The 23,390-nt window shown below is 71.7% G+C and carries 29 protein-coding genes; 2 read left to right on the top strand and 27 right to left on the bottom strand.

Features of this window, described 5'->3' with window-relative positions; translation table 11 throughout:
* Positions 1–22 precede the first annotated feature (22 nt).
* From ACIRSS_RS40290 to ACIRSS_RS40245, 10 genes are all read right to left on the bottom strand, one after another.
* The gene (locus ACIRSS_RS40290) at positions 23–1,297 is read right to left on the bottom strand and encodes a deoxyguanosinetriphosphate triphosphohydrolase (protein WP_400904655.1); all 1,275 of its coding nucleotides are present in this window, start codon (positions 1,295–1,297) and stop codon (positions 23–25) included.
* Positions 1,298–1,331: 34 nt separating this feature from the next.
* Positions 1,332–1,985 (bottom strand): YdcF family protein, encoded by a 654-nt coding sequence (locus tag ACIRSS_RS40285; RefSeq protein WP_400904653.1) that lies wholly within the window; start codon positions 1,983–1,985, stop codon positions 1,332–1,334.
* Between the two features lie 32 nt (positions 1,986–2,017).
* Complete coding sequence (locus ACIRSS_RS40280; protein WP_400904651.1) at positions 2,018–2,623, bottom strand: DNA-binding response regulator; 606 nt, start codon at positions 2,621–2,623, stop codon at positions 2,018–2,020.
* Positions 2,620–3,822 carry a sensor histidine kinase gene (locus tag ACIRSS_RS40275; protein ID WP_400904649.1) on the bottom strand — a complete coding sequence of 401 codons (1,203 nt, stop codon included), beginning with the start codon at positions 3,820–3,822 and terminating at the stop codon, positions 2,620–2,622. The genes ACIRSS_RS40280 and ACIRSS_RS40275 overlap by 4 nt, the downstream gene beginning before the upstream one ends.
* Before the next feature lie 26 nt (positions 3,823–3,848).
* A complete protein-coding gene (locus ACIRSS_RS40270; RefSeq protein ID WP_400904647.1) occupies positions 3,849–4,589 on the bottom strand; it encodes an ABC transporter permease in 741 nt (246 codons plus the stop codon).
* Positions 4,586–5,518 (bottom strand): ABC transporter ATP-binding protein, encoded by a 933-nt coding sequence (locus tag ACIRSS_RS40265; protein ID WP_400904646.1) that lies wholly within the window; start codon positions 5,516–5,518, stop codon positions 4,586–4,588. Before ACIRSS_RS40265 ends, ACIRSS_RS40270 begins: the two co-directional genes overlap by 4 nt.
* A 94-nt stretch (positions 5,519–5,612) precedes the next feature.
* Entirely contained in the window at positions 5,613–7,001 is a 1,389-nt protein-coding gene (locus ACIRSS_RS40260) for a glycine--tRNA ligase (protein ID WP_400904644.1), read from the bottom strand.
* Positions 7,002–7,084: 83 nt separating this feature from the next.
* Positions 7,085–7,720, bottom strand: a complete 636-nt coding sequence (locus tag ACIRSS_RS40255) for a class F sortase (protein ID WP_400904643.1) — start codon at positions 7,718–7,720, stop codon at positions 7,085–7,087.
* Between the two features lie 81 nt (positions 7,721–7,801).
* Entirely contained in the window at positions 7,802–8,440 is a 639-nt protein-coding gene (locus ACIRSS_RS40250; protein WP_400904641.1) for a class F sortase, read from the bottom strand.
* Entirely contained in the window at positions 8,441–9,526 is a 1,086-nt protein-coding gene (locus ACIRSS_RS40245; RefSeq protein ID WP_400904640.1) for an LPXTG cell wall anchor domain-containing protein, read from the bottom strand.
* A gap of 266 nt (positions 9,527–9,792) precedes the next feature.
* Here ACIRSS_RS40245 and ACIRSS_RS40240 point away from each other — a divergent pair, with 266 nt between their 5' ends.
* Positions 9,793–10,158, top strand: coding sequence for an ArsR/SmtB family transcription factor (locus ACIRSS_RS40240; protein ID WP_400904638.1), 366 nt, complete (start codon positions 9,793–9,795; stop codon positions 10,156–10,158).
* Positions 10,158–10,571, top strand: a complete 414-nt coding sequence (locus tag ACIRSS_RS40235; protein ID WP_086679048.1) for a Fur family transcriptional regulator — start codon at positions 10,158–10,160, stop codon at positions 10,569–10,571. Before ACIRSS_RS40240 ends, ACIRSS_RS40235 begins: the two co-directional genes overlap by 1 nt.
* Here ACIRSS_RS40235 and ACIRSS_RS40230 read toward each other — a convergent pair.
* The 17 genes from ACIRSS_RS40230 to ACIRSS_RS40150 form a co-directional block, all read right to left on the bottom strand.
* Entirely contained in the window at positions 10,568–11,446 is an 879-nt protein-coding gene (locus ACIRSS_RS40230) for a TIGR03943 family putative permease subunit (RefSeq protein WP_400904636.1), read from the bottom strand. The genes ACIRSS_RS40235 and ACIRSS_RS40230 overlap by 4 nt on opposite strands.
* Entirely contained in the window at positions 11,443–12,474 is a 1,032-nt protein-coding gene (locus ACIRSS_RS40225; RefSeq protein ID WP_400904634.1) for a permease, read from the bottom strand. Before ACIRSS_RS40225 ends, ACIRSS_RS40230 begins: the two co-directional genes overlap by 4 nt.
* A gap of 88 nt (positions 12,475–12,562) precedes the next feature.
* Complete coding sequence (locus ACIRSS_RS40220; RefSeq protein ID WP_400904632.1) at positions 12,563–12,988, bottom strand: YbjN domain-containing protein; 426 nt, start codon at positions 12,986–12,988, stop codon at positions 12,563–12,565.
* Complete coding sequence (locus ACIRSS_RS40215) at positions 12,985–13,800, bottom strand: isoprenyl transferase (RefSeq protein ID WP_400904631.1); 816 nt, start codon at positions 13,798–13,800, stop codon at positions 12,985–12,987. The genes ACIRSS_RS40220 and ACIRSS_RS40215 overlap by 4 nt, the downstream gene beginning before the upstream one ends.
* Positions 13,801–13,841: 41 nt before the next feature.
* Positions 13,842–14,666: a DNA repair protein RecO gene (recO, locus tag ACIRSS_RS40210; protein WP_400904629.1), complete on the bottom strand. Its 825-nt coding sequence runs from the start codon at positions 14,664–14,666 to the stop codon at positions 13,842–13,844.
* 61 nt (positions 14,667–14,727) lie between these two features.
* Entirely contained in the window at positions 14,728–15,186 is a 459-nt protein-coding gene (locus ACIRSS_RS40205) for a CD225/dispanin family protein (protein ID WP_400904627.1), read from the bottom strand.
* 70 nt (positions 15,187–15,256) lie between these two features.
* Positions 15,257–16,303 carry an RDD family protein gene (locus ACIRSS_RS40200; RefSeq protein ID WP_400904625.1) on the bottom strand — a complete coding sequence of 349 codons (1,047 nt, stop codon included), beginning with the start codon at positions 16,301–16,303 and terminating at the stop codon, positions 15,257–15,259.
* Positions 16,304–16,487: 184 nt separating this feature from the next.
* Positions 16,488–16,937, bottom strand: coding sequence for a DUF2752 domain-containing protein (locus ACIRSS_RS40195; protein ID WP_400904623.1), 450 nt, complete (start codon positions 16,935–16,937; stop codon positions 16,488–16,490).
* Positions 16,934–17,254, bottom strand: coding sequence for a CD225/dispanin family protein (locus ACIRSS_RS40190; protein WP_400905882.1), 321 nt, complete (start codon positions 17,252–17,254; stop codon positions 16,934–16,936). The genes ACIRSS_RS40195 and ACIRSS_RS40190 overlap by 4 nt, the downstream gene beginning before the upstream one ends.
* A 23-nt stretch (positions 17,255–17,277) precedes the next feature.
* On the bottom strand, positions 17,278–17,583 hold the full coding sequence (locus tag ACIRSS_RS40185; protein WP_400904622.1) for a CD225/dispanin family protein: 306 nt from the start codon (positions 17,581–17,583) through the stop codon (positions 17,278–17,280).
* A 1-nt stretch (position 17,584) separates the two neighbouring features.
* On the bottom strand, positions 17,585–18,481 hold the full coding sequence (gene era, locus ACIRSS_RS40180; protein WP_155545747.1) for a GTPase Era: 897 nt from the start codon (positions 18,479–18,481) through the stop codon (positions 17,585–17,587).
* Entirely contained in the window at positions 18,478–18,816 is a 339-nt protein-coding gene (locus ACIRSS_RS40175) for a cytidine deaminase (RefSeq protein ID WP_400904620.1), read from the bottom strand. Before ACIRSS_RS40175 ends, era begins: the two co-directional genes overlap by 4 nt.
* Positions 18,809–20,155 carry a hemolysin family protein gene (locus ACIRSS_RS40170; RefSeq protein ID WP_400904618.1) on the bottom strand — a complete coding sequence of 449 codons (1,347 nt, stop codon included), beginning with the start codon at positions 20,153–20,155 and terminating at the stop codon, positions 18,809–18,811. Before ACIRSS_RS40170 ends, ACIRSS_RS40175 begins: the two co-directional genes overlap by 8 nt.
* A gap of 9 nt (positions 20,156–20,164) precedes the next feature.
* Entirely contained in the window at positions 20,165–20,725 is a 561-nt protein-coding gene (ybeY, locus tag ACIRSS_RS40165; protein WP_372666718.1) for an rRNA maturation RNase YbeY, read from the bottom strand.
* Positions 20,722–21,795: a PhoH family protein gene (locus ACIRSS_RS40160; protein ID WP_400904616.1), complete on the bottom strand. Its 1,074-nt coding sequence runs from the start codon at positions 21,793–21,795 to the stop codon at positions 20,722–20,724. The genes ybeY and ACIRSS_RS40160 overlap by 4 nt, the downstream gene beginning before the upstream one ends.
* 86 nt (positions 21,796–21,881) lie before the next feature.
* A complete protein-coding gene (locus ACIRSS_RS40155; protein ID WP_400904614.1) occupies positions 21,882–22,244 on the bottom strand; it encodes a histidine triad nucleotide-binding protein in 363 nt (120 codons plus the stop codon).
* Positions 22,245–22,633: 389 nt separating this feature from the next.
* Positions 22,634–23,386: a 16S rRNA (uracil(1498)-N(3))-methyltransferase gene (locus ACIRSS_RS40150; protein WP_400904612.1), complete on the bottom strand. Its 753-nt coding sequence runs from the start codon at positions 23,384–23,386 to the stop codon at positions 22,634–22,636.
* Positions 23,387–23,390 lie beyond the last annotated feature (4 nt).

Here is a 23,390-nt window from a genome sequence, read left to right as displayed (position 1 = left end):
AGAACCACCTCGATCCGGCGGATCACCGGTGGTGGCGGGTCACGTGCCACGAATGCCAAGCGTGAGCCTGCGCGTCGGTCAACGAAGCGACCTGGTCGATCACCACCCGCAGCAACCCGGCGTCGTCCCGCGCCGACTCCCAGGCCGGTACGAACAGCGGGTCCAACGACTCCGGCGCCCGTCGCGCCAGGGCGTGGACCAGCTCCACCAGCAGCTCGCGCTGCCCCTCCTGCATCGCGAGCCGGCGGCGGTCGCTCATCACGTACCGCAACGCCAGCGCCTTCAGCAGCGCCACCTCCGCCGCCACCTGGTCCGGGACGCACAGCCGCGCCCGGTACCGGCCCAGCGGCCCCTCGCCGAACTCCGCTCGCGTCCCGGTGACCGCCGCCGTCGTGAAGCGGCCGACCAGCTCGCTCGTCAGCCTCTTCAACGCCACCTGCGCGCCCGGTGAACCGTCCGGTTCCGCCGATGCCAGCTCCGCCACCACCGGCAACGCCAGCAGTTCCGCCGCCGCATCCTCCAAAGTGGACACCGACTGGGCCGAGAAGTGCTTCGCCGCCGCCTCGGCGACCGCCGCGCGCTCGTCCGGGTGGGCCAGCACGCGCAGCTTGATCCGGCCGGCCAGCACCCCGTCCTCGACGTCGTGCACCGAGTACGCGACGTCGTCCGCCCAGTCCATGATCTGCGCTTCCAGGCACGTCTGCTCCGCCGGCGCCCCGGAGCGGAACCACGTGAACACCGGGACGTCGTCGGCGTACACGCCGTACTTCACCTGCCCCGGCTTGCGCGGCCACGGGTACTTCGTGGTCGCGTCCAGGCACGCGCGCGTCAGGTTGAGCCCGACCGGGTCACCCTCGGCGGACAACAGCTTGGGCTCCAGCCGCGTGAGGATCCGCAGCGTCTGCGCGTTGCCCTCGAAGCCGCCGCACGCGGCCGCCACCTCGTCGAGCGCGCGCTCGCCGTTGTGCCCGAACGGCGGGTGCCCGATGTCGTGCGCCAGCCCCGCCGTGTCGGCCAGGTCCGGGTCCGCGCCCAGCTCGTCGGCGATGCCGCGGCCGATCTGCGCGACCTCCAGGGAGTGCGTCAGCCGCGTGCGCGGGACGCCGGTGACCTCGGCGCCCTCCCCCGGCCCGACCACCTGGGTCTTGCCCGCGAGCCGCCGCAGCGCCGCGGAGTGCAGCACGCGCGCCCGGTCGCGCGAGAACGCGCTGCGCCCGTCCGCGCGCGTGCCGGGCAGCGCCGCGCCCTTCGCCGGCTCCGGCAGCAGGCGGGCGGTGTCGTGCTCGGTGTAATCCACCCGACCAGCCTAAACGGCGGGTCCGACAAAAAACTCAGCCCAGGAACGTCGCGAAGAGGTCGTCGGCCGGGGTCTTCGTCAGCCGGTAGTAGAGCAGCGCGCCCGTCTCGCGGACGATGTAGCGGACCTGCGTGACGCGTTCCTGCACGATCGGCCCGCTGTGCGTCGGCGCGGTCCAGGCGTCCAGGCCCAGGTCGTCGGCCATCGTGCGGGCCCGGAACGAGTGCCACGGGTCGCTGACCAGCACCGCCGTGTGCCAGCCGCGCCCCTGCACCTGCTCCGCGACGGCCCGGAGGCTGCGCAGCGTGTCGCTGCCCTCGCCGACCGCCAGGGTCGCGGTGGCCGGCACCCCGTGCCGGGTCAGCCAGAGCTGGCCGGCCCGCGCCTCGGTGAAGTTGTCCTCGGCCTTCTTGCCGCCCGCGGTGACGATCGTCTTCGCGACGCCCGCGTCGTAGAGCTGCTTCGCCTTGACCAGCCGCGCCGCGTAGATGTCCGACGGCTTGCCGTTGTACTGCGCCGCGCCCAGCACCACGATGACGTCGGCGGGCGTCCGGTCGTTGTCGCGCGCGACCTGCCAGACGCGGAACGCCGTGCCGCCGACCAGCGCGAGCAGCATGAGGACCGTGCCGAACGCGATCCGGCGCGCCCAGCTCGCGAACGTCGGTTTCGTGCGTTCAGCGGTACCCACCCGGCCCATCTTGTCAGAACGCCGCGCGCCGCTCAGAGCCAGCCGCGCTCCTCCGCGACGCGGACGGCTTCGGCCCGCGTGCGGGCGCCGGTCTTGCCGATCGCGGCGGACAGGTGGTTGCGCACCGTCCCTTCGGACAGGTGCACCGCGCGCGCGATGTCGGCCACCGTGCTGCCGTCTTCGGCTTCCCGCAACACGTCCCGCTCGCGCGCGGTGAGCGGGCTGGCGCCGGTGGCCAGCGACTCGGCGGCCAGCGCCGGGTCCACCACCCGGAGTCCACTGTGGACTCGCCGGACCGCCTCGACGAGCTGCTCGGGCGGGGCGTCCTTGACGACGAACCCGGCCGCGCCGGCCGCCATCGCGCGGGCCAGGTAGCCGGGACGGCCGAACGTCGTGCAGATGATCACCCGGCACGACGGGAGCGCGGCCCGCAGGTCGGCGGCCGCTTCGAGGCCGTCCTTGCCCGGCATCTGCACGTCCAGCAGCGCGACGTCGGGCTTGGCCTCGAGCGCGGCAGCCACCACCTCGTCACCCGAGCCGACCTGCCCGACCACCTCGATGTCGTTCTCGAGGCCGAGCACGGTGGCCAGCGCGCCGCGCACCATGGCCTGGTCGTCGGCCAGCAACACCCGGATCAAGCGAGTCCTCCCGCGGGTTCGGCGCGCACGGCCGGGGCCGCCGCGCGGGGTTCCGGCAGCGGGACCTCGGCCCGCACCAGCAATCCTCCCCCGGGCCGGGCCGAAGCCCGCAAGGTGCCCCCGACCGCGTCGAGCCGCTCGGTGAGCCCGCGCAGGCCGTTGCCCGGGACGACCCCGGTGGCCGTGCCGTCGTCCTCGACCTCCAGCCAGGTGTCCCCCAGCCGCACCTTGACCAGCTTGGCGCCGGAGTGGCGCAGCACGTTCGTCACGGCTTCGCGCAGCACGTACCCGAAGGTCGTCTGGAACTCCGGCCGGACGTTGTCGACGGCGTGCGGCAGGTCGGCGTCGATCTCCGCGGCCCTCAGCGCCGCGCGCGCCCCGGCCAGCTCCGCCGGCAGCGACACCTCGCGGTACTCCGACACGGTCGCGCGGACGTCGGACAGCGCGCTGCGGGTGAGACTCTCCACCTCGCGGATCTCCTCGACCGCGCGCGGGATGTCGCCGGCGCTCTCCAGCACCCGCCGGGCCAGCCCCGCCTTGACGGTGATCGTGGTGAGGCTGTGCCCGAGCAGGTCGTGCAGGTCGCGGGCGACGCGCTGGCGTTCGTTCGTCACGGCGAGCGTGGCGATCTCCTTGTTGGCCACCTCCAGCCGCCGGACCGCGCGGATGAGGTTGGCCATGAAGAACATCGCCAGCGTCACCGAGCCGACGGTGATCAGGTCGCCGTAGTCGTCCAGGAACTTCCCCTCGGCCACCAGCAGCAGCGCCCCGATCAGCAGCGTCGCGAGGTCGACGATCACCGCCCACGCGGCCGGGGTCAGGAAGACCATCACCGCCGTGCCGTAGAGCAGGATGAACGGGCTCGCCGAGGTCGCCGCGACCACGCCGAGCCCCAGCAGGTTCATCCCGGCACCGAAGCCCAGCTTCACCCGCAGCGTCCGGGGGAAGACGAACGGGAACAGCAGGTAGCACAGCGCGTAGACGTAGACCAGTACGCCGATGAGCACCACTCCGGCGTCGACCTCGGGCCGCGCGGCCAGCGACCTCGTGACCGGGATGAGGAACGGCAGCAGGAAGACCACGCCCATGATCGGCCAGCGCACCCGGTCGGGGCCGTTGTTCTCCGGATCGGGCAGCGGGTCGGCCCACCACGCTTCCTTGTTGTTCAGCCCGAACGCGTGCCTCTCGGACTTCGCCATCGCCGTTCCTCGCCCTTCTCCGGCCCTCAAACGCGGGCGCTGTCCTTACGGTAACGCCTGATCACGAGCGCTCCCAGCACGACCGTCCACGCCGCGAGCACGCCGACGGCCGTCGGCAGCGAGACCACCATGTCGCTGGTCACGACCGGTCGCGCGACCTGCAGCACCCAGTACGTCGGCATGATCTGCGCGAGGTCGTGCATCCAGCCGGGCATCGTCTCCAGCGGGATCCACAGGCCGCCGAGGAAGCCCATGCCGAGGGTGACGATCATGCTGATCGGCTGCATCGAGTCCGGCGTGCCGAACTGCCCGATCAGCAGGCCGAGCAGCACCAGCGGGAGCGTGCCGAGGAAGATCCCGACGAGGATCCGGACCCAGCCGGCCGCGTCCAGGTGCACGCCCTCGACCGTCACGGCCAGCAGAGGCACGAGGACCAGCGCGGGCAGCCCGACGAGCATGCCCGAGAGCCCCTTGCCGCCGAGGTAGCCGAACCCGGTCAGCGGGGTCAGCCGCAGCTGCCGCTGCCAGCCGAGCGCCCGCTCCAGGGCGAGCCGGCCGCCGCTGGTGTTGGCCGCGGCGAACGTCCCGAAGGTCATCATGTTGATCATCACGATCGCCGCGAACTGGGCGTGCTGCGGGTCGCTCGCCTTGACGAAGACGCTGGCCTGCAACAGGAACATCAGCACCGGGAACGCGATGACGAAGACCAGGAACCGCGGCGCCCGGAAGTTCCGGCGGATCTCGGTGAACAGGTAGGTGGCGTTCATCGCACGGACTCCGGGGTCTCGTCGGCGGTCAGGGACAGGAAGGCGCCTTCGAGGCCGACGGCGCTGATCTCGACGTCGCGCAGGGCCGGCACCGCGGCCTTGAGCGCCCACAGCGTGGCGTCGGAGTCGCCGGTGGAGATCGCGACGCGGTCGCCGCGCAGCTCGAACTCCTTGACGCCGGGCAGCGCGGCGATGACCGCGTCGGTGGCGCCCGGGACGGCGGCCCGCAGCGTGCGGCCGCCGGCCAGCGCGCGGACCTCGGCGACGCTCCCGTCGGCGACGACCCGGCCGCGGCGCATCAGCACCACCCGGTCGGCGAACTCCTCGGCCTCTTCGAGGTAGTGCGTGGCGAACAGGACCGTGCGGCCGGACTCGGTGAACGCGTACATCGACTGCCAGAACTCGCGCCGGGTGCCGACGTCCATCGCGGCGGTCGGCTCGTCGAGGATCAGCAGGTCGGGGTCGCTGACCAGGGCGACGGCGAAGCGCACGCGCTGCTTCTGGCCCCCGGACAGCTTGTTCGCGCGGCGGCCGGCCAGCTCCTCGATCCCGGCGGCGCGCAGCGCCTCGGCGACCGGCAGCGGCTTGCGGTGCAGCGCAGCGACCATGCCGACGGTCTCCCCGACGGTCAGGTCGTCCATCAGGGCGCCGCCCTGCAGCATCGCGCCGATGAGGCCGGCGCGGACCGCGTCGATCGGCTTGCGCCCGAACACGCGGACATCGCCGCTGTCGGGCCTGGTCAGGCCGAGGATCATGTCGACGGTGGTGGACTTGCCGGCGCCGTTCGGGCCGAGCAGGGCGACCACCTCGCCCGGGGCGATCGTGAGGTCGACGCCGTCGACCGCGGGCACGTCGCCGTAGTGCTTGCGCAGGCCGGTGAGGTGGACCGCGGCCCCCGCCGCCACCGCCTGGGTGTCTGTTTCTCGCATGCCCCCAGGCTGCCGCCCGGGCGGCCCGGGTCCCCAGACCGTGCGTCACGAACTGGCCGTGACAGGTGTCAGGGGTACCCGGGCCGGGGGTGGATCAGCAGCCGATCAGGCGCCCGGCGAGGTACGCCTCCAGCTTGTCGATCGCGACGCGCTCCTGTGCCATGGTGTCGCGGTCGCGGACCGTGACGGCGTTGTCCTCGAGGCTGTCGAAGTCGACCGTCACGCAGTACGGCGTGCCGATCTCCTCGTGCCGGCGGTAGCGCTTGCCGATCGAGCCGGCGTCGTCGAAGTCGACGTTCCAGTGCTTGCGCAGCAGCTCGGCGACGGCCTTCGCCTTCGGCGTGAGGTCGGCGTTGCGCGACAGCGGCAGCACCGCGGCCTTGAACGGCGCCAGCCGCGGGTCGAGCTTCAGCACGACGCGCTTGTCGGTGCCGCCCTTGGCGTTCGGCACCTCTTCCTCGTAGTAGGCGTCGATCAGGAACGCCATCATCGACCGGCCGACACCGGCCGCCGGCTCGATGACGAACGGGCGGTACCGCTGCTTCGACGTCGGGTCGAAGTACGACAGGTCCTGACCCGAGTGGTTCGAGTGCGTGGTCAGGTCGAAGTCGGTGCGGTTGGCGATGCCCTCGAGCTCACCCCACTCCTGGCCCGCGTTGAACGCGAAGCGGTACTCGATGTCGACGGTGCGCTTCGCGTAGTGCGAGAGCTTTTCCTTCGGGTGCTCGAAGTGGCGCAGGTTCTCGGCCTTGATGCCGAGGTCGGTGTACCACTTCGTGCGCTCGTCGATCCAGTACTGGTGCCAGCTCTCGTCCTCGCCCGGCTCGACGAAGAACTCCATCTCCATCTGCTCGAACTCGCGCGTCCGGAAGATGAAGTTGCCCGGCGTGATCTCGTTGCGGAACGACTTGCCGATCTGGCCGATGCCGAACGGCGGCTTCATCCGCGACGTCGTCTGGACGTTCGAGAAGTTGACGAAGATGCCCTGCGCGGTCTCCGGGCGGAGGTAGTGCAGGCCCTCTTCGGACTCCACCGGGCCGAGGTAGGTCTTCAGCATCATGTTGAAGTCCCGCGGCGCGGTGTACTCGCCGCGCGTGCCGCAGTTCGGGCACGGCACGTCGGACAGGTCGTCCTCGGAGGTCTGCTTGCCGCTGCGCGCCTCGTACTCCTCGGCGAGCTGGTCGGCACGGAACCGCTTGTGGCACGAAAGGCACTCGATCAGCGGGTCGGTGAACACGTTGACGTGCCCCGAAGCCACCCACACCTGGCGCGGCAGGATGACCGAGGAGTCGAGGCCGACGACGTCGTCGCGGCCCTGGACCACGGTCTTCCACCACTGGCGCTTGATGTTGTCCTTGAGTTCGACCCCGAGCGGTCCGTAGTCCCACGCCGAGCGGGTACCGCCGTAGATCTCCCCGCTCGGGAAGACGAAACCACGGCGCTTGCACAGGCTGACTACGGTATCGATGGTGTTCGTGGGCACTCCACGCTCCGGAAGCATGCGGGGACGGATATCGGACTGGAACGTCCAGGGTATCCGCCGGGGCCGAGCCCTTTTCGCGCAGGCTAGGGCCGGGTCACCAGCGACGCCGTGACGACCCGGTTGTCCTCGTAGCCCTCGCTGCCGCCGACGTACTCGCCACCGCAGGTGACGAGGAGCAGCTTGTGCGGGCCGTCGGGGTCGAACAGCTGCTCCGAGCGCCCGGCGAGCTCCGACTTGTGGATGGTCTCGGTCGCGTCGACGCGGTAGACCCACGCCCCGCCGGCGGCGTCGGTCAGTTTGACCTCCTGGCCCGGCTTGACCTGCCAAAGCTCGTCGAACGGGCCCTTCTTGCCCTTCCAGTTGACGTGCCCGGAGAGGAGGGCGACGCCGTGGTCGGCACCGAGTTTCGCCCCCCACCAGGCGGCTTCGTCGAGGCCTTCGGGGATCTTGAGCTCGCCAGCCGCGTCGAGGTCTTCCTGGACGAGCTTCGCGGTGCCGCCGCCGGGGAGGGCGAGGTTCGCGGGCGCCTGGCTGGTGTCCTGCTGGGGCTGGACCGCGGCCGCGGTCGGCGTCGCGGTGCCGTTCGCACCGGCGGGTTCATCCTTTCCGGTGAAGATGAGCAGGGTGGCGACGAGCGCCGCGACCACGAAGGCGCCGGCGACCCCGACGATCCACCAGCGGCCGGAGCCGTTCTTCTCCGCCGGGTTCCGCTCCTGCATGCGCGTGCGCTCCTTCGCTGGTCGTGCCGTTGCGAAGGTTCACATGCGGTGGCGGGCGCGGGAGGTTGCACCGGACTCGGGTCAGCCCGTCGGGCGCGTCACCAGCTGGGCCGTGACCAGGCGGTTCTCGTCGTAGCCCTCGGTGCCGCCCACGTAGTCGCCGCCGCAGGTGACCAGGACCAGCCGGTGCGGCCCGTCCTGCCCGAACCACTTCGCGGCCTGCTCCGGCAACGTCTCCTTCGGCAGCGTCACGACGTCGTCGACCCGGTACACCCAGCGGCCGCCGCGGGCATCGACCACGCTCACCTCGTCGCCGTCGCGCATGCGCCACAGCTCGTCGAACGGGCCGCGCTGCCCCTCCCAGTTCACGTGCCCGGACAGCAGCGCCGCCCCCTGAGCCGCACCCAGCTTCGCGCCCCACCAGGCCGCGTCGCCGAGGCCGCGCGGGATCGGCAGCACGCCGCGGTCGGTCAGCTCCGTGCGGACCAGGCGGGCGGTCGCGCCGTCCGGGAGCCGGACCGTGCCGGGGCGCTGCTGCGCGGCCGATTCGCTGTCCGCGGGCAGCACAGCCGGGGCCGCGTTCTCCCCCGGCAGCGAGCCGGGCGGCGGGGCGGCGGCCTGCGTGGCCGTGGGCGGCAACCAGGTCAGCACGACGACCCCGGCCGCGAACGCGGCCACGGCCAGCGCCCCCGAGACGGCGGCCAGCCCCGTGCGCAGCACCTAGTCCGTCCCGGTCTTGCGCCGCCTGCCGAGCAGCAGCGCGACGGCCGCGAAGAAGACCCCGCCGAACAGCAGGCCGATGCCGAGCGGGATGCGCGAGCTGTCGCCGCCGGTGTCGGGCGCGGCCGCGCCGAGGTAGCCGGCCGGGACCTGCGTCGGCACCGGGGCCTGCGTCGCGCCCGTGCCGCCGCCGGTGCTGCCCGCGGCCTTCGCGACGAAGCCCTTCGGCACCGAGCAGCTGACCCCGCCGAGCACGATGTTCGTCTGCACGTCCTGCAGCGCGGCGCCCGCCGCGTCCTTGACGTGCGTGGTGATCTCGACGCGCCAGCCGGCGACGGCGGTGTAGTCGCCCCCGCGCCAGCCGTCCTGGCGGATCAGCTGGTCGAACGCGGCGACGCGGGTCAGCTTGAGGTCGGAGACGGTCGTGTCCTTGCTGGCGTTCGTGATGTCGCCGGGCGGGCCGAGCCGCAGGTTCTTCAGCTCGAGGCCCGCGTTGCCGCCGGGCATCGGGACGATGCCGAGCCCGCCGCCCTGGCGCACCCACAGCCGGTTCACCGCCGACGTGCCGGTGAGCTTGCCCGGCGAGGTGCAGTCCACCGACGTCTTCGCGCCTTCGAGCACGAGCACGGTGTTGTCGGCCGGCTTCGCCCCGCCCTGCCAGGTGTCGCGCAGCGCGTAGTTCGTCTCGGCGACGGCGGTGGGCACGGTGGTCGCCTGCAGCGCGGCGACGACGTTGTGGTCCCGGCTCGCGATGCCCGCCGGGTAGGGGTTGCCGTTGGTGTAGCGGCCGAGGTCGATCTGGTAGTGCCCGCCGAAGGTGGCGCGCTCGCCGTCGTCCTTGGGCACCGTGACCCGGTCGGTGCCGAGCTTGGACTGGCCGGGCAGCAGCGGGGAGCGCTGGGTCTCGGTGATCAGGGCGCCGCCGCGCTGGCCCTCGCCGCCGATCCGGACCGACGCGATGTTCGCGAACGAGACCGGCCCCGTCTTCTCGTCGACGGCCTGGCTCTGCGCCCCGGCGACCCCGGTGGCGGCCAGCGGGAAGAGGACGGCCGTCAGGACGGCTGCTTTCGTCACGAAACGGGTCATGTCTCCCCACTGCATCTGTTCCGGCGGATCGCCAGCGTACGAGAAGCGACGAAACGCTCCGCGACAACCTTGCACCGTCGGCCACGACATGCGAAGCCGAAGAGGCAATATCCCACGAACTCACCCGAATGGGTTAGTACAACCGGCCGTAGTCCGCAGGCGAGGTGACGGAACGGGAGCCCGTCCGGGGGAACACTAGGATGGGCCGAGCCGTTATCGGCAATGACTACGGAATTCATGTCGCGGCGACGAGGGTGGAGGCGGGTATGGCGACGGTGACCGGGGGCGGCGCCCAGCCGGGGCTCGCGGAGTGCGATCCGGCGGCGGCCGCGGCACCGGCGCACCCGCCGGCGTCGGTCCTGACGGACGCGGGCGACCTGCTGCGCGCACTGGCGGCGCCGGTCCGGATCGCGATCGTGCTGCAGCTGCGCGCGGCCGACCGCTGCGTGCACGAGCTGGTGGACGCCCTCGACGTCGCGCAGCCGCTGATCAGCCAGCACCTGCGGGTGCTGAAGACGGCCGGGGTCGTCCAGGGCGAGCGTCGCGGCCGCGAGGTCGTCTACCGGCTCGCCGACGACCACCTGGCGCACATCGTCGTCGACGCCGTCGCGCACGTGCAGGAAGGAAAGTGATGAACGCCGCCGCACCGCGCAGCCAGGCCCCGGTGCCCGGGCGCCGGTCGACCCGCCAGCGGGCGGCCGTCGTCGAGCTGCTGAGCAAGGTCAACGACTTCCGGTCGGCCCAGGAACTGCACGACGAGCTGCGCAAACGCGGCGACGGCATCGGCCTGACGACGGTGTACCGCACGCTGCAGTCGCTGTCGGAGGCCGGCGAGATCGACGTGCTGCGCACGGACTCGGGCGAGGCGATCTACCGCCGCTGCTCGGCGCACCACCACCATCACCTGGTGTGCCGCCTGTGCGGCCGCACGGTGGAGGTCGAGGGGCCGGCGGTGGAGCGCTGGGCGGAGAAGATCGCGGCGGAGCACGGGTTTTCGCAGATCTCGCACACGGTGGAGATCACCGGCACCTGCGCGGAGCACTAGTACTCATACGGGTCTTTCGGCGCGGGGACGGTCGAGATCGACGCCGGCGTGAATTCCGGCGTGTAGCTGTTGTTCTTCGTGGCCGTGCCGGGGACGACCTGGCCCGTCACCTGGATCCAGGCGTCGCTGGCCAGGTGGTCGGCCGCGCCGCCGCGGAGGTGGACGGTCACCGGGAACGCGTCGGCCGCGCAGCAGCTGATCACCAGGCGCGCCAGCAGGGTGGTGCCGCCGGTGTGCACGACGAAGCCGGTCAGCGAGATGGTGCGGCCGTCGAGGGTGCCGGAGGCGTCCCAGCCCGCGCGGCTGACGAACTCGTTGACGCTCAGCGGCACGACGGCCCCGGCGGGCAGGGGCGGGAAGGCGGCGGCGTTGGCGGCGGCCGCGCTCGCCGGGACCCGCGCCTCGGTGCGGATGACCGAGTCGGCGCCCAGGGCGGGCGGTGCGACGAGGAAGACCGCCAGGACCGGGACCAGAAGGAGCCAGGCGGGCCGCGCGGAGTGGGAATGGCCGGCATGGTCATGGCCGGCTGGGTCATGGCCGGCAGGGTCAAGGCCAGCTGGGTCGTAGCCGCTGTGGCTGTGGCCGGCTGGGTCATGGCCGCCGTAGTCAAGGCCAGCCGGGTCAAGGCCAGCAGAGTCCAGCCCGCCGTGGTCGATGGCCGCGGCCGGCTGCACTCCTGCCGTCGCTTTTGCTCGCGCCGCAAGCAAGTCGCGCACGATCGCCACCGCGCCGAGCAGGACCATCACCGCCCCTCCCGCGATGATCCACGGCTGCTGCGCCGGCTTCACGTACCGCAGGTAGTCGCCGTTGACCGCGATCTTCACCAGCGCCCCGCCCAGCAGCACCAGCAGGATGTTCTGCGTCTCGCGCCTCACGCCAGCCCCACCACCAGTCCGGTCACCACGGCGCACGCCGCCGCCACCACGAACGTCACCGGCGCGAACCGGACGGCGAACGACCTGCCGAACGTCCCCGCCTGCAACGCGAACAGCTTCACGTCCACCGCCGGCCCCACCACCAGGAACACCAGCTTCGGCAGCAGCGGCAACGCCGTCAGCGAAGCCGCCACGAACGCGTCCGCCTCGCTGCACAGCGCCAGGACCACCGCCAGCACCGCCATCACCACGATGCCCAGCACCAGCTGGTCACCCAGCACCCCGAACCAGCGGGCCGGCACCAGCACGTTCAGCGCCGACGAGATCAGCGCCCCCAGCACCAGGAAGCCGCCCGCCTCGACCAGGTCCGTGCGGGCCGTCTCGGCGAACACCCGCCACCGCTGCCCGCCCGCCACGTCGGGCAGCCGCCGCAACGCGCGGGCCGTGATCCACTCCAGCTTGCCCCAGCGGGCCCACAGCCAGCCCATCACCATCGACGTCGCCAGCGAGCCCGCGAAGCGCGCCAGCACCATCTCCGGCTTGCCCGGGAACGCCACCGCCGTCGCCACCAGCACCACCGGGTTCACCGCCGGCGCCGCCAGCAGGAACGTCAACGCCGCCGCCGGGGCCACGCCCTGGCCCATCAGCCGGCGCGCCACCGGCACCGAAGCGCATTCACACCCCGGCAGTGCGACGCCGGCCAGGCCCGCCACGCCGACCGCCGCCCCGGCCCGCCGCGGCAGCACCTTCTCCAGCACCCGGGCCGGCACGAACGCGGCGATGGCGCCGCTGATCAGCACGCCCAGCACCAGGAACGGCAGCGCCTGCACGCAGACGGCGACGAACACGGTCGAGCCGGTGCGCAGCGCGGGCACGTCGAAGGCCTGCTGCAGCCAGCCCTGGGCGAGGATCGCGACCAGCAGGATCGCGCACAGCACCTCGACCGAGCTGATCCGGAACCGGCGGGTGCGCCGGGCGGTATCGGAAACCGTGTTCACGACGGCGATGATGCCAGCCGGGTCCGACACCGAGAGCACCGCACTTCCGCGAACGGTCGGAAAAGGCCGGTTTCCGGCCGGAATTTACCGTTCGCGGCGGCGAAAAGCCCCTTGTGGGTTATTCGCCGGGCACGATCCCCGGCAGATCGGTCCGCAGCTGCGACGCCGTCGACACCACCAGCATCAGCAGCGTCCCGAGCGCCGCCGCGTCCAGGCCCGCCGCCGGGAACGCGTACCGCAGCGTCACGTCGAGGCCGCCGTCCGAATGCCCGACCCCGAGCGTGCCGAAGAGCCCTTGGCCCGCCCGCTCGGCGACCGCGACCGACAGGTCCGGGCGGTCCGGCAGGTCCCAGCCGACCACGCAGGTCAGCGAGAGCACGGTGAGCCCCTCGCCGAGCCGGGTCGCCTGGATCACGCAGGGGACGTCACCGTGGGAGAACGTCAGCGCGCCGTCGTCGTCGACGCGCACCTCGAGGTACCGCTCGAGCGCGTCTTTCGCCTGCGTCAGCAGCTCCGCGGTCTCCGCCGCTTCGGTCGCGCTCACGACGAGGCCGCCTGGTCCACCGCGCCGCCGAAGCGGCGATCGCGCTTCGCGAACTCCAGGCACGCGCGCCACAGGTGCGTCCGGTCGAAGTCCGGGAACAGCGTGTCCTGGAAGACCATCTCGGCGTAGGCCGACTGCCACAGCAGGAAGTTCGACGTCCGCTGCTCGCCCGAGGGCCGCAGGAACAGGTCCACGTCCGGCATGTCCGGCTGGTACAGGTACTTGCCGATGGTCTTCTCGGTGACCTTGTCCGGGTTCAGCTTGCCGTCCGCGACGTCGCGCGCGATCCGCTGCATCGCGTCGGCCAGCTCGGCGCGGCCGCCGTAGTTGACGCACATCGTCATGTTCAGCGCCGTGTTGTGCTTGGTCTTCTCCTCGGCCGCCTGCAGCTCCTTGATCACCGACGCCCACAGCTTCGGCCGCCGCCCGGCCCACCGGATGCGCACGCCGATCGAACCGAGGTAGTCGACCTGGCGGCGGATGGTGTCGCGGTTGAAGCCCATCAGGAACCGCACCTCTTCGGGGCTGCGCTTCCAGTTCTCCGTCGAGAACGCGTACACCGAGAGCCACTTGACGCCGATTTCGACCGCGCCGGCGGCGACGTCGATCATCACCGCTTCGCCGCGCTTGTGGCCTTCGATCCGCGGCAGGCCGCGCTGGTTGGCCCAACGGCCGTTGCCGTCCATGACCAGCGCGACGTGCTTGGGGACCAGCTCGCGCGGGATCTCCGGTGGCTTCGCGCCGGACGGGTGCGGATCCGGCGCCCGCAGCTCGTACCGCGACGCCTTGCTCTCGCGTCCCCTGCGCAGCACTGCGAGCCTCCCTGGATGGGTGAAACCGATCAGGCCCGACCCTACTGCCCGGGCACCCCCTGCCCTTCGGGGGTCCGGGTGGCGGAGCCCCCGGCCCGGGGCGAAGCCCCGGATGGCAGCACAGCCTCCCGGGCGCGTCGCTCGACAAGGGGAAGGGACCGGAGCTGACGCTCCAGATGCCACTGCAGGTGGGCCGCGACCAGGCCGCTCGCGTCACGGCGGGTGCCGGGCAGTGTCGACTCGGCCATCGTCCACTCGCCGTGCAGCAGGGCCGTGAGCAGGTCCAGGACCTCGGGCGCGGGGTGCACGGACCCCGGGACGCGGCAGTCCTGGCACATCGAGCCACCGGCGGGGACGCTGAACGCGACGTGCGGGCCGGGCAGGCCGCAGCGGGCGCACTCGGTGAGCGCGGGCGCCCAGCCGGCGTAGGACATCGCGCGGAGGAAGAACGCGTCGAGCACGAGGGACGCGTCCCGCTCCCCGGCGGCGAGGGACCGCAGCGCACCGCAGACGAGGAGGTAGAGCTTGAGCACCGGCTCGCCCTCTTCGGCCGAGAGCCGGTCCGCGGTTTCGGCGATCGCGCTGGCCGCGGTGTAGCGCTGGTAGTCGGCGACCAGCGGCAGCTGGAACGCGTCGACGGTCTCGACCTGGGTGATGACGTCGAGGGTCCGTCCGGTGTAGAACTGCACGTCGACGTGGCCGAACGGCTCCAGCCGGGCCCCGAACCGCGACGAGGTGCGCCGCACGCCCTTCGCGACGGCGCGGACCTTGCCGTGCCGGCGCGTGAGCAGGGTGACGATCCGGTCGGCCTCACCCAGCTTGTGCGTGCGCAACACCACCCCGGTGTCGCGGTAGAGGTTCACCACCCCGACATCGTCCCACTTCGGGGCGATGCCGGGGTGGAGCGCCCCGCGGAAAAAGCGAGTATCAGCAGTAGTAGCCGTAGCAGGTGCTGACGGCCACCGCCGAGGCGATGATCGCGATGATGGCGATGACGCAGCCGATGCTGCCCAGGATGGTGGAGATCAGGCAGAGCGTCTTGGTGGTGCGCGACGCCTGCTCCGCCATCATGTAGTTGCCCTGCATCTTGTACGTGCCGACCTCGTTCGACTTCATGATCGCGAAGATGCCGAGGATCAGGCCGCCCAGGAAGAGCGAGGCGATCGCCCAGCCCTTGTAGTCCTTGATGGCGTTGATGTCGCCGCCGGGCATGCCGTAGCCGGGCGCGCCGAAGCCGCCGGACGGCGGCTGGCCGTACGGCGCGGGCTGGCCGTACGCGGGCATCCCGCCCGACGGCGGGCCGTAACCGGGCTGCTGCTGCGGGAAACCGCCGGACTGCGGCTGCTGGCCGTAAGGCGGCTGCTGCTGGCCGTAGGGATTGGTCATGAACTGGTACCCCAACTATTCGTGAACGTCCGCCGGGTCGCCCCGGGCGGTGGTGTGAAAAAGGCGTGCCTCAGTGGTGCGGCGGCTGGTCGTTCGGCGGCTGGCCGAACTGTCCCGGTGGGATCTTCCGGGTCTCCCCGGCGTCGCCCTGGCCTTCCGGACGCAGCATCTGCGTCCGCTCGGCCTGCTCGTCGAACGCGGATCCGCCGCCCCCGGCGGAATCCGGGCGGAGCATCTGGGTGCGCTCGACCTCGTCGAACGCGGACCCGCCGCCCGGCGGCGGGGCGAGCGGCTGGCCCGGCTGCTGCCCGAAGCCGCCCGGCTGCGGGGGCTGCCCGAACCCGCCGGAAGCCGGTTGCTGCTGCGGGAAACCGCCCGGCGCGGGCTGGCCGAAGCCGCCGGACTGGGGCTGCTGCGGGAAACCGCCGGACGGCGGCTGGCCGAACTGACCGGGCTGACCGGGCTGCTGGCCCGCCGGCGGGTAGCCGCCGGCGAAGGGCTGCTGCGCGCCGGGCTGCTGCTGCCCGAACGGGGCCTGGCCGGGCGCGGCGTCGGCCTGCACCACGACGGTGCCGAGGATCTTGTCGGAGAAGGTCTGGCTCTTGTCGTCCCAGAGCGGCCACAGGTACCCGACGTAGCAGGGAAGGCCGTCGATGATGTGGCAGAGGTCGCGCAGGAACGCGGATCCGACGCCGATCGGCTGCCCGGTCTGCTCGCCGATCAGCTTGATGCCGAGGATCCGCTTGCCCAGCGACTGACCGGTGTTGCCCTGCTGGATCCACCGGTTGTAGACGGCCCAGCCGATGCCGGCGAGCCCGCCGAGCACGTACAGGATCACGCCGACGGTCTGCGCGCCGGCGAGGACGAGGACGAACGCGAGGAGGTAGACGACGATGACCGGCGCCTGGTCGATGATCAGGGCACCGGCGCGCTGGCCCCAGTTCGCGTAGTTTTGCGGTGCACCGAACGGGGTACCCGGCTGGCCGAACGGCGCCTGCTGCCCGTAGGACGGCTGCCCGTACGGCGGCGGTGCCTGACCGGGCTGCGGCTGTCCGAACGGTTGCTGGCCGCCGGGCTGCTGCTGCCCGAAGGACGGCTGACCGTAGGGATCGGTCATTGGGTCTCCCCCTCGCTGGTAACTCCACCGCGCACTCCGCACGGGACCACACCGGACACACGGCACTGGTCCGCGGGAGCGTACTCGGTTCACCTGCGGCCGCGCTGCCCAGGCTTCCCCTGTCCGGGTGACCCGCACGAGCCTCCGACGCAGAGCGTGGCGACGCGGTTCCCGTCCGTCCGAATCAGACGTGCAGGCTGGTGAACGGGGCGAACGGGAGGTTGCGAATGACGAACCAGACGGCGAACACGACGCCGGCGGTCAGCGGGGTCCAGCGCCAGTGCAGCCAGCTGTTCACCCAGCGGCCGCGCAGCCGGCCGACGGTCCAGGCGACCGTGCTCCACACGAAGAGGAGCACGAAGACGAGCGACACGGCGTTGTAGTGCAGCGCCGCGGGGAGGTCGCCGTGCATCAGGCTGTAGGCCATCCGCATGCCGCCGCAGCCGGGGCAGTCGATGCCGAACAGGGCCTTGGTCGGGCAGATCGGGAGCCAGCCGCCGGGGGTGGTGGGGTCGCCGATCCAGACCGCCACGCAGCACGCGCCGAGCCCGCCCACCACGGCCATCGGGGCGCCGAGGGCGCGCAGCGTCGCCTTGGCCCCGCGGGCCGGGTATCCCGTGTAGACGGTCGTCATGGCACCAGCGTCCAGGCGGAGACGCCGACGAAGGCGAACAGGGCGAACACGACGGCCAGGTAGAGCCCGATCAGCACGGCGAAGGAGATCGCCGACCACATCGCCCACTTGCGGGCCTCGTCGGCGGCCCGGTGCGCTTCCGCGTGGAAGCCCTGGAACCACAGGGAGTTGACCTGGCTCGCCTTCACGATGGAGACGATACCCAACGGCAGGCAGCACATCACCGTCGACAGGATCGCCCAGACCATGTTGTTGTCCGGGGGGGGTCCGTAGTGGGGTCCCCAGCCGTGGGGCGGGTACTGCTGGTACACCGGGATCGCCTCCTGCCGCCGAGCCTGCGTCAGTTCGACGCGGCGTCGTCGGTGAGCGTTCCGAAGAGCAGCACGACCGTCACGATCGCCGCGACCCACAGGACGGCGCCGGCGACGGCGGCGACGACCGCCCACCGCCGGGCGTCGCGGGCCGCCTCGTGCGCGGCCTCCGGATCGCCCTGCGCCCAGAGCTTTTCGACCTTCGCGGCCTGGTAGATCGAGAGCGCGCCGAACGGGAGGCAGCACAGGATCGCGCTGACGATCCCCCAGACCAGGTGGCTCGCGGGCGGCGGGCCGGGGTTGTAGTCGGCCGGCGGCCGCGGCTGCTCGCTCACGTCAGAACCCGAGCCGGCGCAGCTGACGGGGGTCGCGCTGCCACTCCTTGGCCACCTTGATGTGCAGGTCGAGGTAGACCTTGGAGCCGAGCAGCGCCTCGATGTTCTTGCGCGCGGTGGCGCCGACCTCGCGCAGCCGTTCGCCCTTGTGCCCGAGGATGATGCCCTTCTGGCTGGGCCGCTCCACGAACAGGAACGCGTGCACGTCGATGAGGTCGTCGCGGCCTTCGCGCGGCAGCATCTCCTCGACGGTGACGGCGATCGAGTGCGGCAGCTCGTCGCGGACGCCTTCCAGCGCCGCCTCGCGGATCAGCTCGGCGACCAGCGTCTGCTCGGGTTCGTCGGTCAGCTCACCGCCCGGGTAGAGCTGCGGGCCTTCGGGGAGCTTGCCGACGAGCAGGTCCGCGAGCGCGCCGACCTGGAAGCCGTCGACCGCGGACACCGGGATCAGCTCGGCGAACTCCATCACCTCCTGCAGCGCGAGCAGCTGCTCGGCGACCTGCTGGGGCTGGACGAGGTCGGTCTTGGTGACGATCCCGATCACGGGGGTCCGCTTGGCGATCTTCTGCAGCTCGCCGGCGATGAACTTGTCGCCGGGGCCGATCTTCTCGTTGGCGGGCACGCAGAACCCGACGACGTCCACTTCGGACCACGTCGTGTGCACGATGTCGTTGAGCCGCTCGCCGAGCAGGGTGCGCGGGCGGTGCAGGCCGGGGGTGTCGATGAGGACGAGCTGGGCGTCCTCACGGGAGACGATGCCGCGGATCGCGTGGCGCGTGGTCTGCGGCTTGCTCGAGGTGATCGCGACCTTGGTGCCGACGAGGGCGTTGGTGAGCGTCGACTTGCCCGCGTTGGGGCGGCCGACGAAGCAGGCGAAGCCGGAGCGGTGTTCGGTCATCGGTGCAGCACCTCGAGCACGGCGCCGTCCGGGGCGGCGAGGATGATCGGCGCGTACTTCGCGATGTCGCGCACGGCCTGCACGGACGCGCCCTTCAGCAGTCCTTCTTCGCTGACGACGGCGGCCGCTTCGATGCCTTCGGCGCCGCTGGACAGCGCCGCGGCGACCGCGGCCTGCAGGGCGGTGAGCTTGAACGACGGCTGGTCGACCGTGCCGGCGGCGTAGGTGCGGCCGTCGGTGTCGCGGACCGCGGCGCCCTCGGGGGCCTGGATGCGGGCGCGCGAGGACCGGGCGAGGACGACCAGTTTCCGGTCCTCCGCCTCGAGGTCAGGCATGTTCGACGCTCCTGTCGCGTTCGTCGGGGTGGGGCAGGCGCGTGCGGCGCCGGGTCGTGCGGTCGGCCGGGTCGGTCATCGCCTCGGCGTCGGCCGGGTGCACGACCACGGTGGTGATCCGCATGCGGCCGCGCCGGTCCTTGCCCCCTTCGGCGAACAGCCGAAGGCCGGCGACCTCGGCTTCGGCCCCCGGCAGCGGGACCCTACCCAGTCGTTCCGCGAGCAGGCCGCCCACGGTCTCCACGTCGTGGTCTTCGAGGTCGAGGCCGAAGAGCTCCCCCAGGTCGTCGACGCTCATCCGGGACGACACGCGGACGGCGCCGTCGCTCAGCTCTTCGACCTCGGGGCGCTCGTCGGCGTCGGACTCGTCGGTGATCTCGCCGACGATCTCCTCGAGGACGTCCTCGATGGTGAGCAGGCCGGCGGTGCCGCCGTACTCGTCGACGGCGATCGCCATGTGGTTGTGCGAGCGCTGCATCTCCTTGAGGAGCTCGTCGAGCCGTTTCGAGTCGGGGACGAAGGAGGCTTCGTTCATCAGCGTGCTGACGATGGTGCTCGGGCCGTCCGGGTCCATGTACGCGGCCATGAGGTCCTTGATGTTGACGACGCCGACGATGTCGTCGACGGACTCGTCGATCACCGGGAGCCGGGTGAAGCCGGTGCGCAGCGCCAGTGCCAGGGCCTGGCGGACCGTCTTGGTGCGCTCGATCCAGACGATCTCGGTGCGCGGCACCATGACCTCGCGGGCGACGGTGTCGCCGAGCTCGAACACCGAGTGGATCATCTCGCGCTCGGAGTCCTCGACGACGCCGCGTTCCTGGGCGATGTCGACCAGTTCGCGCAGCTCGACTTCGGAGGTGAACGGGCCTTCGCGGAAGCCCTGGCCGGGGGTGATGGCGTTACCGATGAGGATGAGCAGCCGGGACAGCGGGCCGAGGACGGAGCCGAGGACGCGGACGGGCCCGGCGACGTAGCGGCCGATGCGGTAGGGGTGCTGGCGGCCGAGGGTGCGCGGCCCGACGCCGATGAGGACGTAGCTGACGACGACCATCACGACGGCGGTGACCAGCACGGCGAGGCCGAGCGGGTGGACCCAGCTGCCGACCGCGACGGTGACGAGGACGGTGGCGGTGAGTTCGCAGCCGAGGCGCAGCAACAGGAGCAGGTTGATGTGGCGGCGGCGTTCGACGACGACGGCGGAGAGCTGGCGGGCGCCGGGTAGCCCGAGCCGGGCGAGGCCGTCGGCCCGGGCTTGCGACACGGTGCTGATGGCGGCGTCGGCCGCGGCGAACACGCCCGCGAGGAGCACGAGCGCGATCGCGAAGAGGAGCTGGACCATGGCTGGCGCCTAGGGCGTTTCCCCAGCGGGTGGTTCGGCGGACGCGTCGAGCCCGGCGAAGCCGAGGACGCGGTCGTCGGAGCTGCGCTGGGCGTCCTGCTTCTGCAGGGCGGCGACGGCGTCCTGGTACTCGCCGAGGATGCGCTTCTGCAGGGCGAACATCTCGCGTTCCTCGGCGGGTTCGGCGTGGTCGTAGCCGAGCAGGTGCAGGCAGCCGTGGACGGTGAGCAGGTGCAGCTCGTCGATCAGGGCGTGGCCCGCGGTCTTGGCCTGGTCCTTGGCGAACGCCGGGCAGAGCACGATGTCGCCGAGCAGCGCCGGGGACGCGTCGGGCGCGTCGGGGCGGCGGCTGGAGTCGAGCTCGTCCATCGGGAAGGCCATGACGTCGGTGGGGCCGGGGAGGTCCATCCAGCGTTCGTGGAGGTCTTCCATGACGTCGAGGGTGACGAGCAGGATGGACAGCTCGGCGAGCGGGCTGACCTCCATCTTGTCGAGGGCGTAGCGGGCGGCCGAGACGATGGACGTCTCGTCGACGTCGACGCCGGACTCGTTGGCGATTTCGATGCTCACCGCCGGTTGCCCTTCCAGCCGTTGCCCTGCGGTTCCTGCGCGTCCTGCACGGCCTGCCACTTCTCGTAGGCGTCGACGATGCTCGCGACGAGCCGGTGCCGGACGACGTCCTGGCTGGTCAGTTCGGCGAAGTGGAGGTCGTCCACGCCGTGGAGGATGTCGCGGACGACGCGGAGGCCGCTGCGCTGGCCGCTGGGCAGGTCGACCTGGGTGACGTCGCCGGTGACGACGATCTTGGAGCCGAAGCCGAGGCGGGTGAGGAACATCTTCATCTGCTCGGGCGTGGTGTTCTGGGCCTCGTCGAGGATGATGAAGGCGTCGTTGAGGGTCCGGCCGCGCATGTAGGCCAGCGGCGCGATCTCGATGGTGCCGGCCTGCATGAGCCGCGGGATGGACTCGGGCTCGACCATGTCGTGCAGCGCGTCGTAGAGCGGCCGCAGGTACGGGTCGATCTTCTCGTTGAGGGTGCCGGGCAGGTAGCCGAGGCGCTCGCCGGCTTCGACGGCGGGGCGGGTCAGCACGATGCGGGTGACCTGCTTGGCCTGCAGCGCCTGGACGGCCTTGGCCATGGCGAGGTAGGTCTTGCCGGTTCCGGCGGGGCCGATGCCGAAGACGACGGTGTGCTTGTCGATGGCGTCGACGTAGCGCTTCTGGTTGAGCGTCTTGGGCCGGATGGTCTTGCCGCGGCGGGAGACGATGTTGAGGCTGAGGACCTCGGCGGGCGAGGCGTCGCCGGTGGAGAGCATGCCGATGGTGCGGCGGACGGTGTCGGGTCCGACCTGCTGGCCCCCGCCGGCGAGCTGGACGAGCTCGGCGAAGACGCGTTCGGCGAAGGCGACGTCGGCGGGTGTTCCGGTGAGGGTGACCTCGTTGCCGCGCACGTGCACGTCGGCGGCCAGGAGCTCTTCGGCGACCCGCAGGTTTTCGTCGCGGGAGCCGAGCAGGCTGAGGGCGGCGGCATCTGGGATGGGGAACCGGGACTGCGCAGCCTGAACGGAGGCATCCTCGGTCTTGGCGACGTCCCCGGGGACGTCGGGTCGGGCGGCACCACCCGGTACGGTTCCGGCCACGTGGCCTCAGGCCTGCTTTCTCGGTGAGGGAGAACGGACCCCACCGATGCTACTGGCACCCACCGACAGAACGCAGGCCGGTTTCCCTAGTCCTCCTGAGGAGCCCCGAAGAGCCCCAGAGGCTCCCCACCAAGAACGTGGGCATGAACATGAAAGACGGTCTGCCCGGCATCTCCATCGGTGTTGAACACCACCCGATACCCACTCTCGAGCACCCCCTCGAGCTCGGCAACCTTCCGACAGGCGAGAGCAACGTCGGCAAGGAGCTGAGGATCGGCAGCAGCAAGCTCCCCAAGATTCCGGTACCGAGTCTTGGGCACAACAAGGACGTGAACCTTCGCCTGAGGCCGAATATCCCGGAAGGCAAAGGTGGAGTCATCCTGGTAGACGACATCGGCAGGGATCTCACCAGCAATGATCCGCTCGAAGAGAGTCTCATCCTCACTCATGAGGAAGAACCCTACCGACCACAAGCCGCGGCACACAGACAGACACGGGGCGAGAGTCGCGGGGGGTCCGGGGGCGAAGCCCCCGGCTGGGGGTCTGGGGGTTTGACCCCCAGAAGACACAACGAACGCGAAGCGGCCGCCTGAGTCGAGCGAAGCGAGAGGAAGGGGGCCGCGGAGCGGTAGACCCTGGGGGTCGATCTACCGCATCCGCGGCGGCCGCCGGACCGAGGGGGGAGGTGCCCGGCGGAGCTTTTGTAACTTCCCAGTGGCGCACCGTCCGTAACGGTCCGAGACCGTGCGTGGTGCGTTAGTAAACGAGAGTAACGGGTCGGAGTGTGATCGCGCCATAACTGGGCGCAAAATCGGGCTTCTTTTTTCCGGTGATCTTTTCACCGCCACCGGGCGGTGAGGGCGCCCAGCGCTCCGAGGGCGACGGCCGCTGCCGTCGATGTGCGCAGCACGGTCGTTCCCAGCCGGACGGCTCGGGCGCCGGCTTCGCGCAGGGTGTGGAGTTCGCCGTCGGTGATGCCGCCTTCGGGGCCGATGACGAGGAGGACGTCGCCGGTGTCGGGGAGGTCGAGGTCGGTGAGGCGGTCGGGGACGTCGGATTCGAGGACGATGGCCAGGGACATGGTGGCCACGAGGCCGGCGAGCTCGTGGGTGCTGACGGCCTCGGTGACGTCGGGGACGTGGGCGCGGCGGGCTTGTTTGGCGGCGGAGCGGGCGGTGGCGCGCCAGCGGGCGAGGGCCTTGTCGCCGCGGCCGCCGTCTTCCCATTTGGCGACGCTGCGGGCGGCGCGCCAGGGGACGATCGCGTCGACGCCGGCCTCGGTGGCCAGTTCGACGGCGAGTTCGCCGCGGTCGCCCTTGGCGAGGGCCTGGGCGACGACGACGCGCAGGGCGGGCGGGTCCTCGGTCCAGCTTTCCTCGATCGACAGCGTCAGCGCGGCGTCCCGGCCGGGCTGGACGGCTTCGACGACGCAGCGGGCCATCGCGCCCGCGCCGTCGGACAGCACCAGCCGCTCCCCCGCGCGCAGGCGGCGGACGGTGGCCGCGTGCCGGGCTTCCTCGCCGTCGAGCACGGTGCGCCCGGAAGCGGGCACGGAGGAGGCGAGGAAGACCGGCAGGGTGGTGTCGGGCACGGGG

Origin of the sequence: Amycolatopsis sp. NPDC101161, assembly GCF_044768185.1 — a bacterium.
Classification (GTDB): domain Bacteria; phylum Actinomycetota; class Actinomycetes; order Mycobacteriales; family Pseudonocardiaceae; genus Amycolatopsis.
This window is presented reverse-complemented; position numbering and strand designations above follow the sequence as displayed.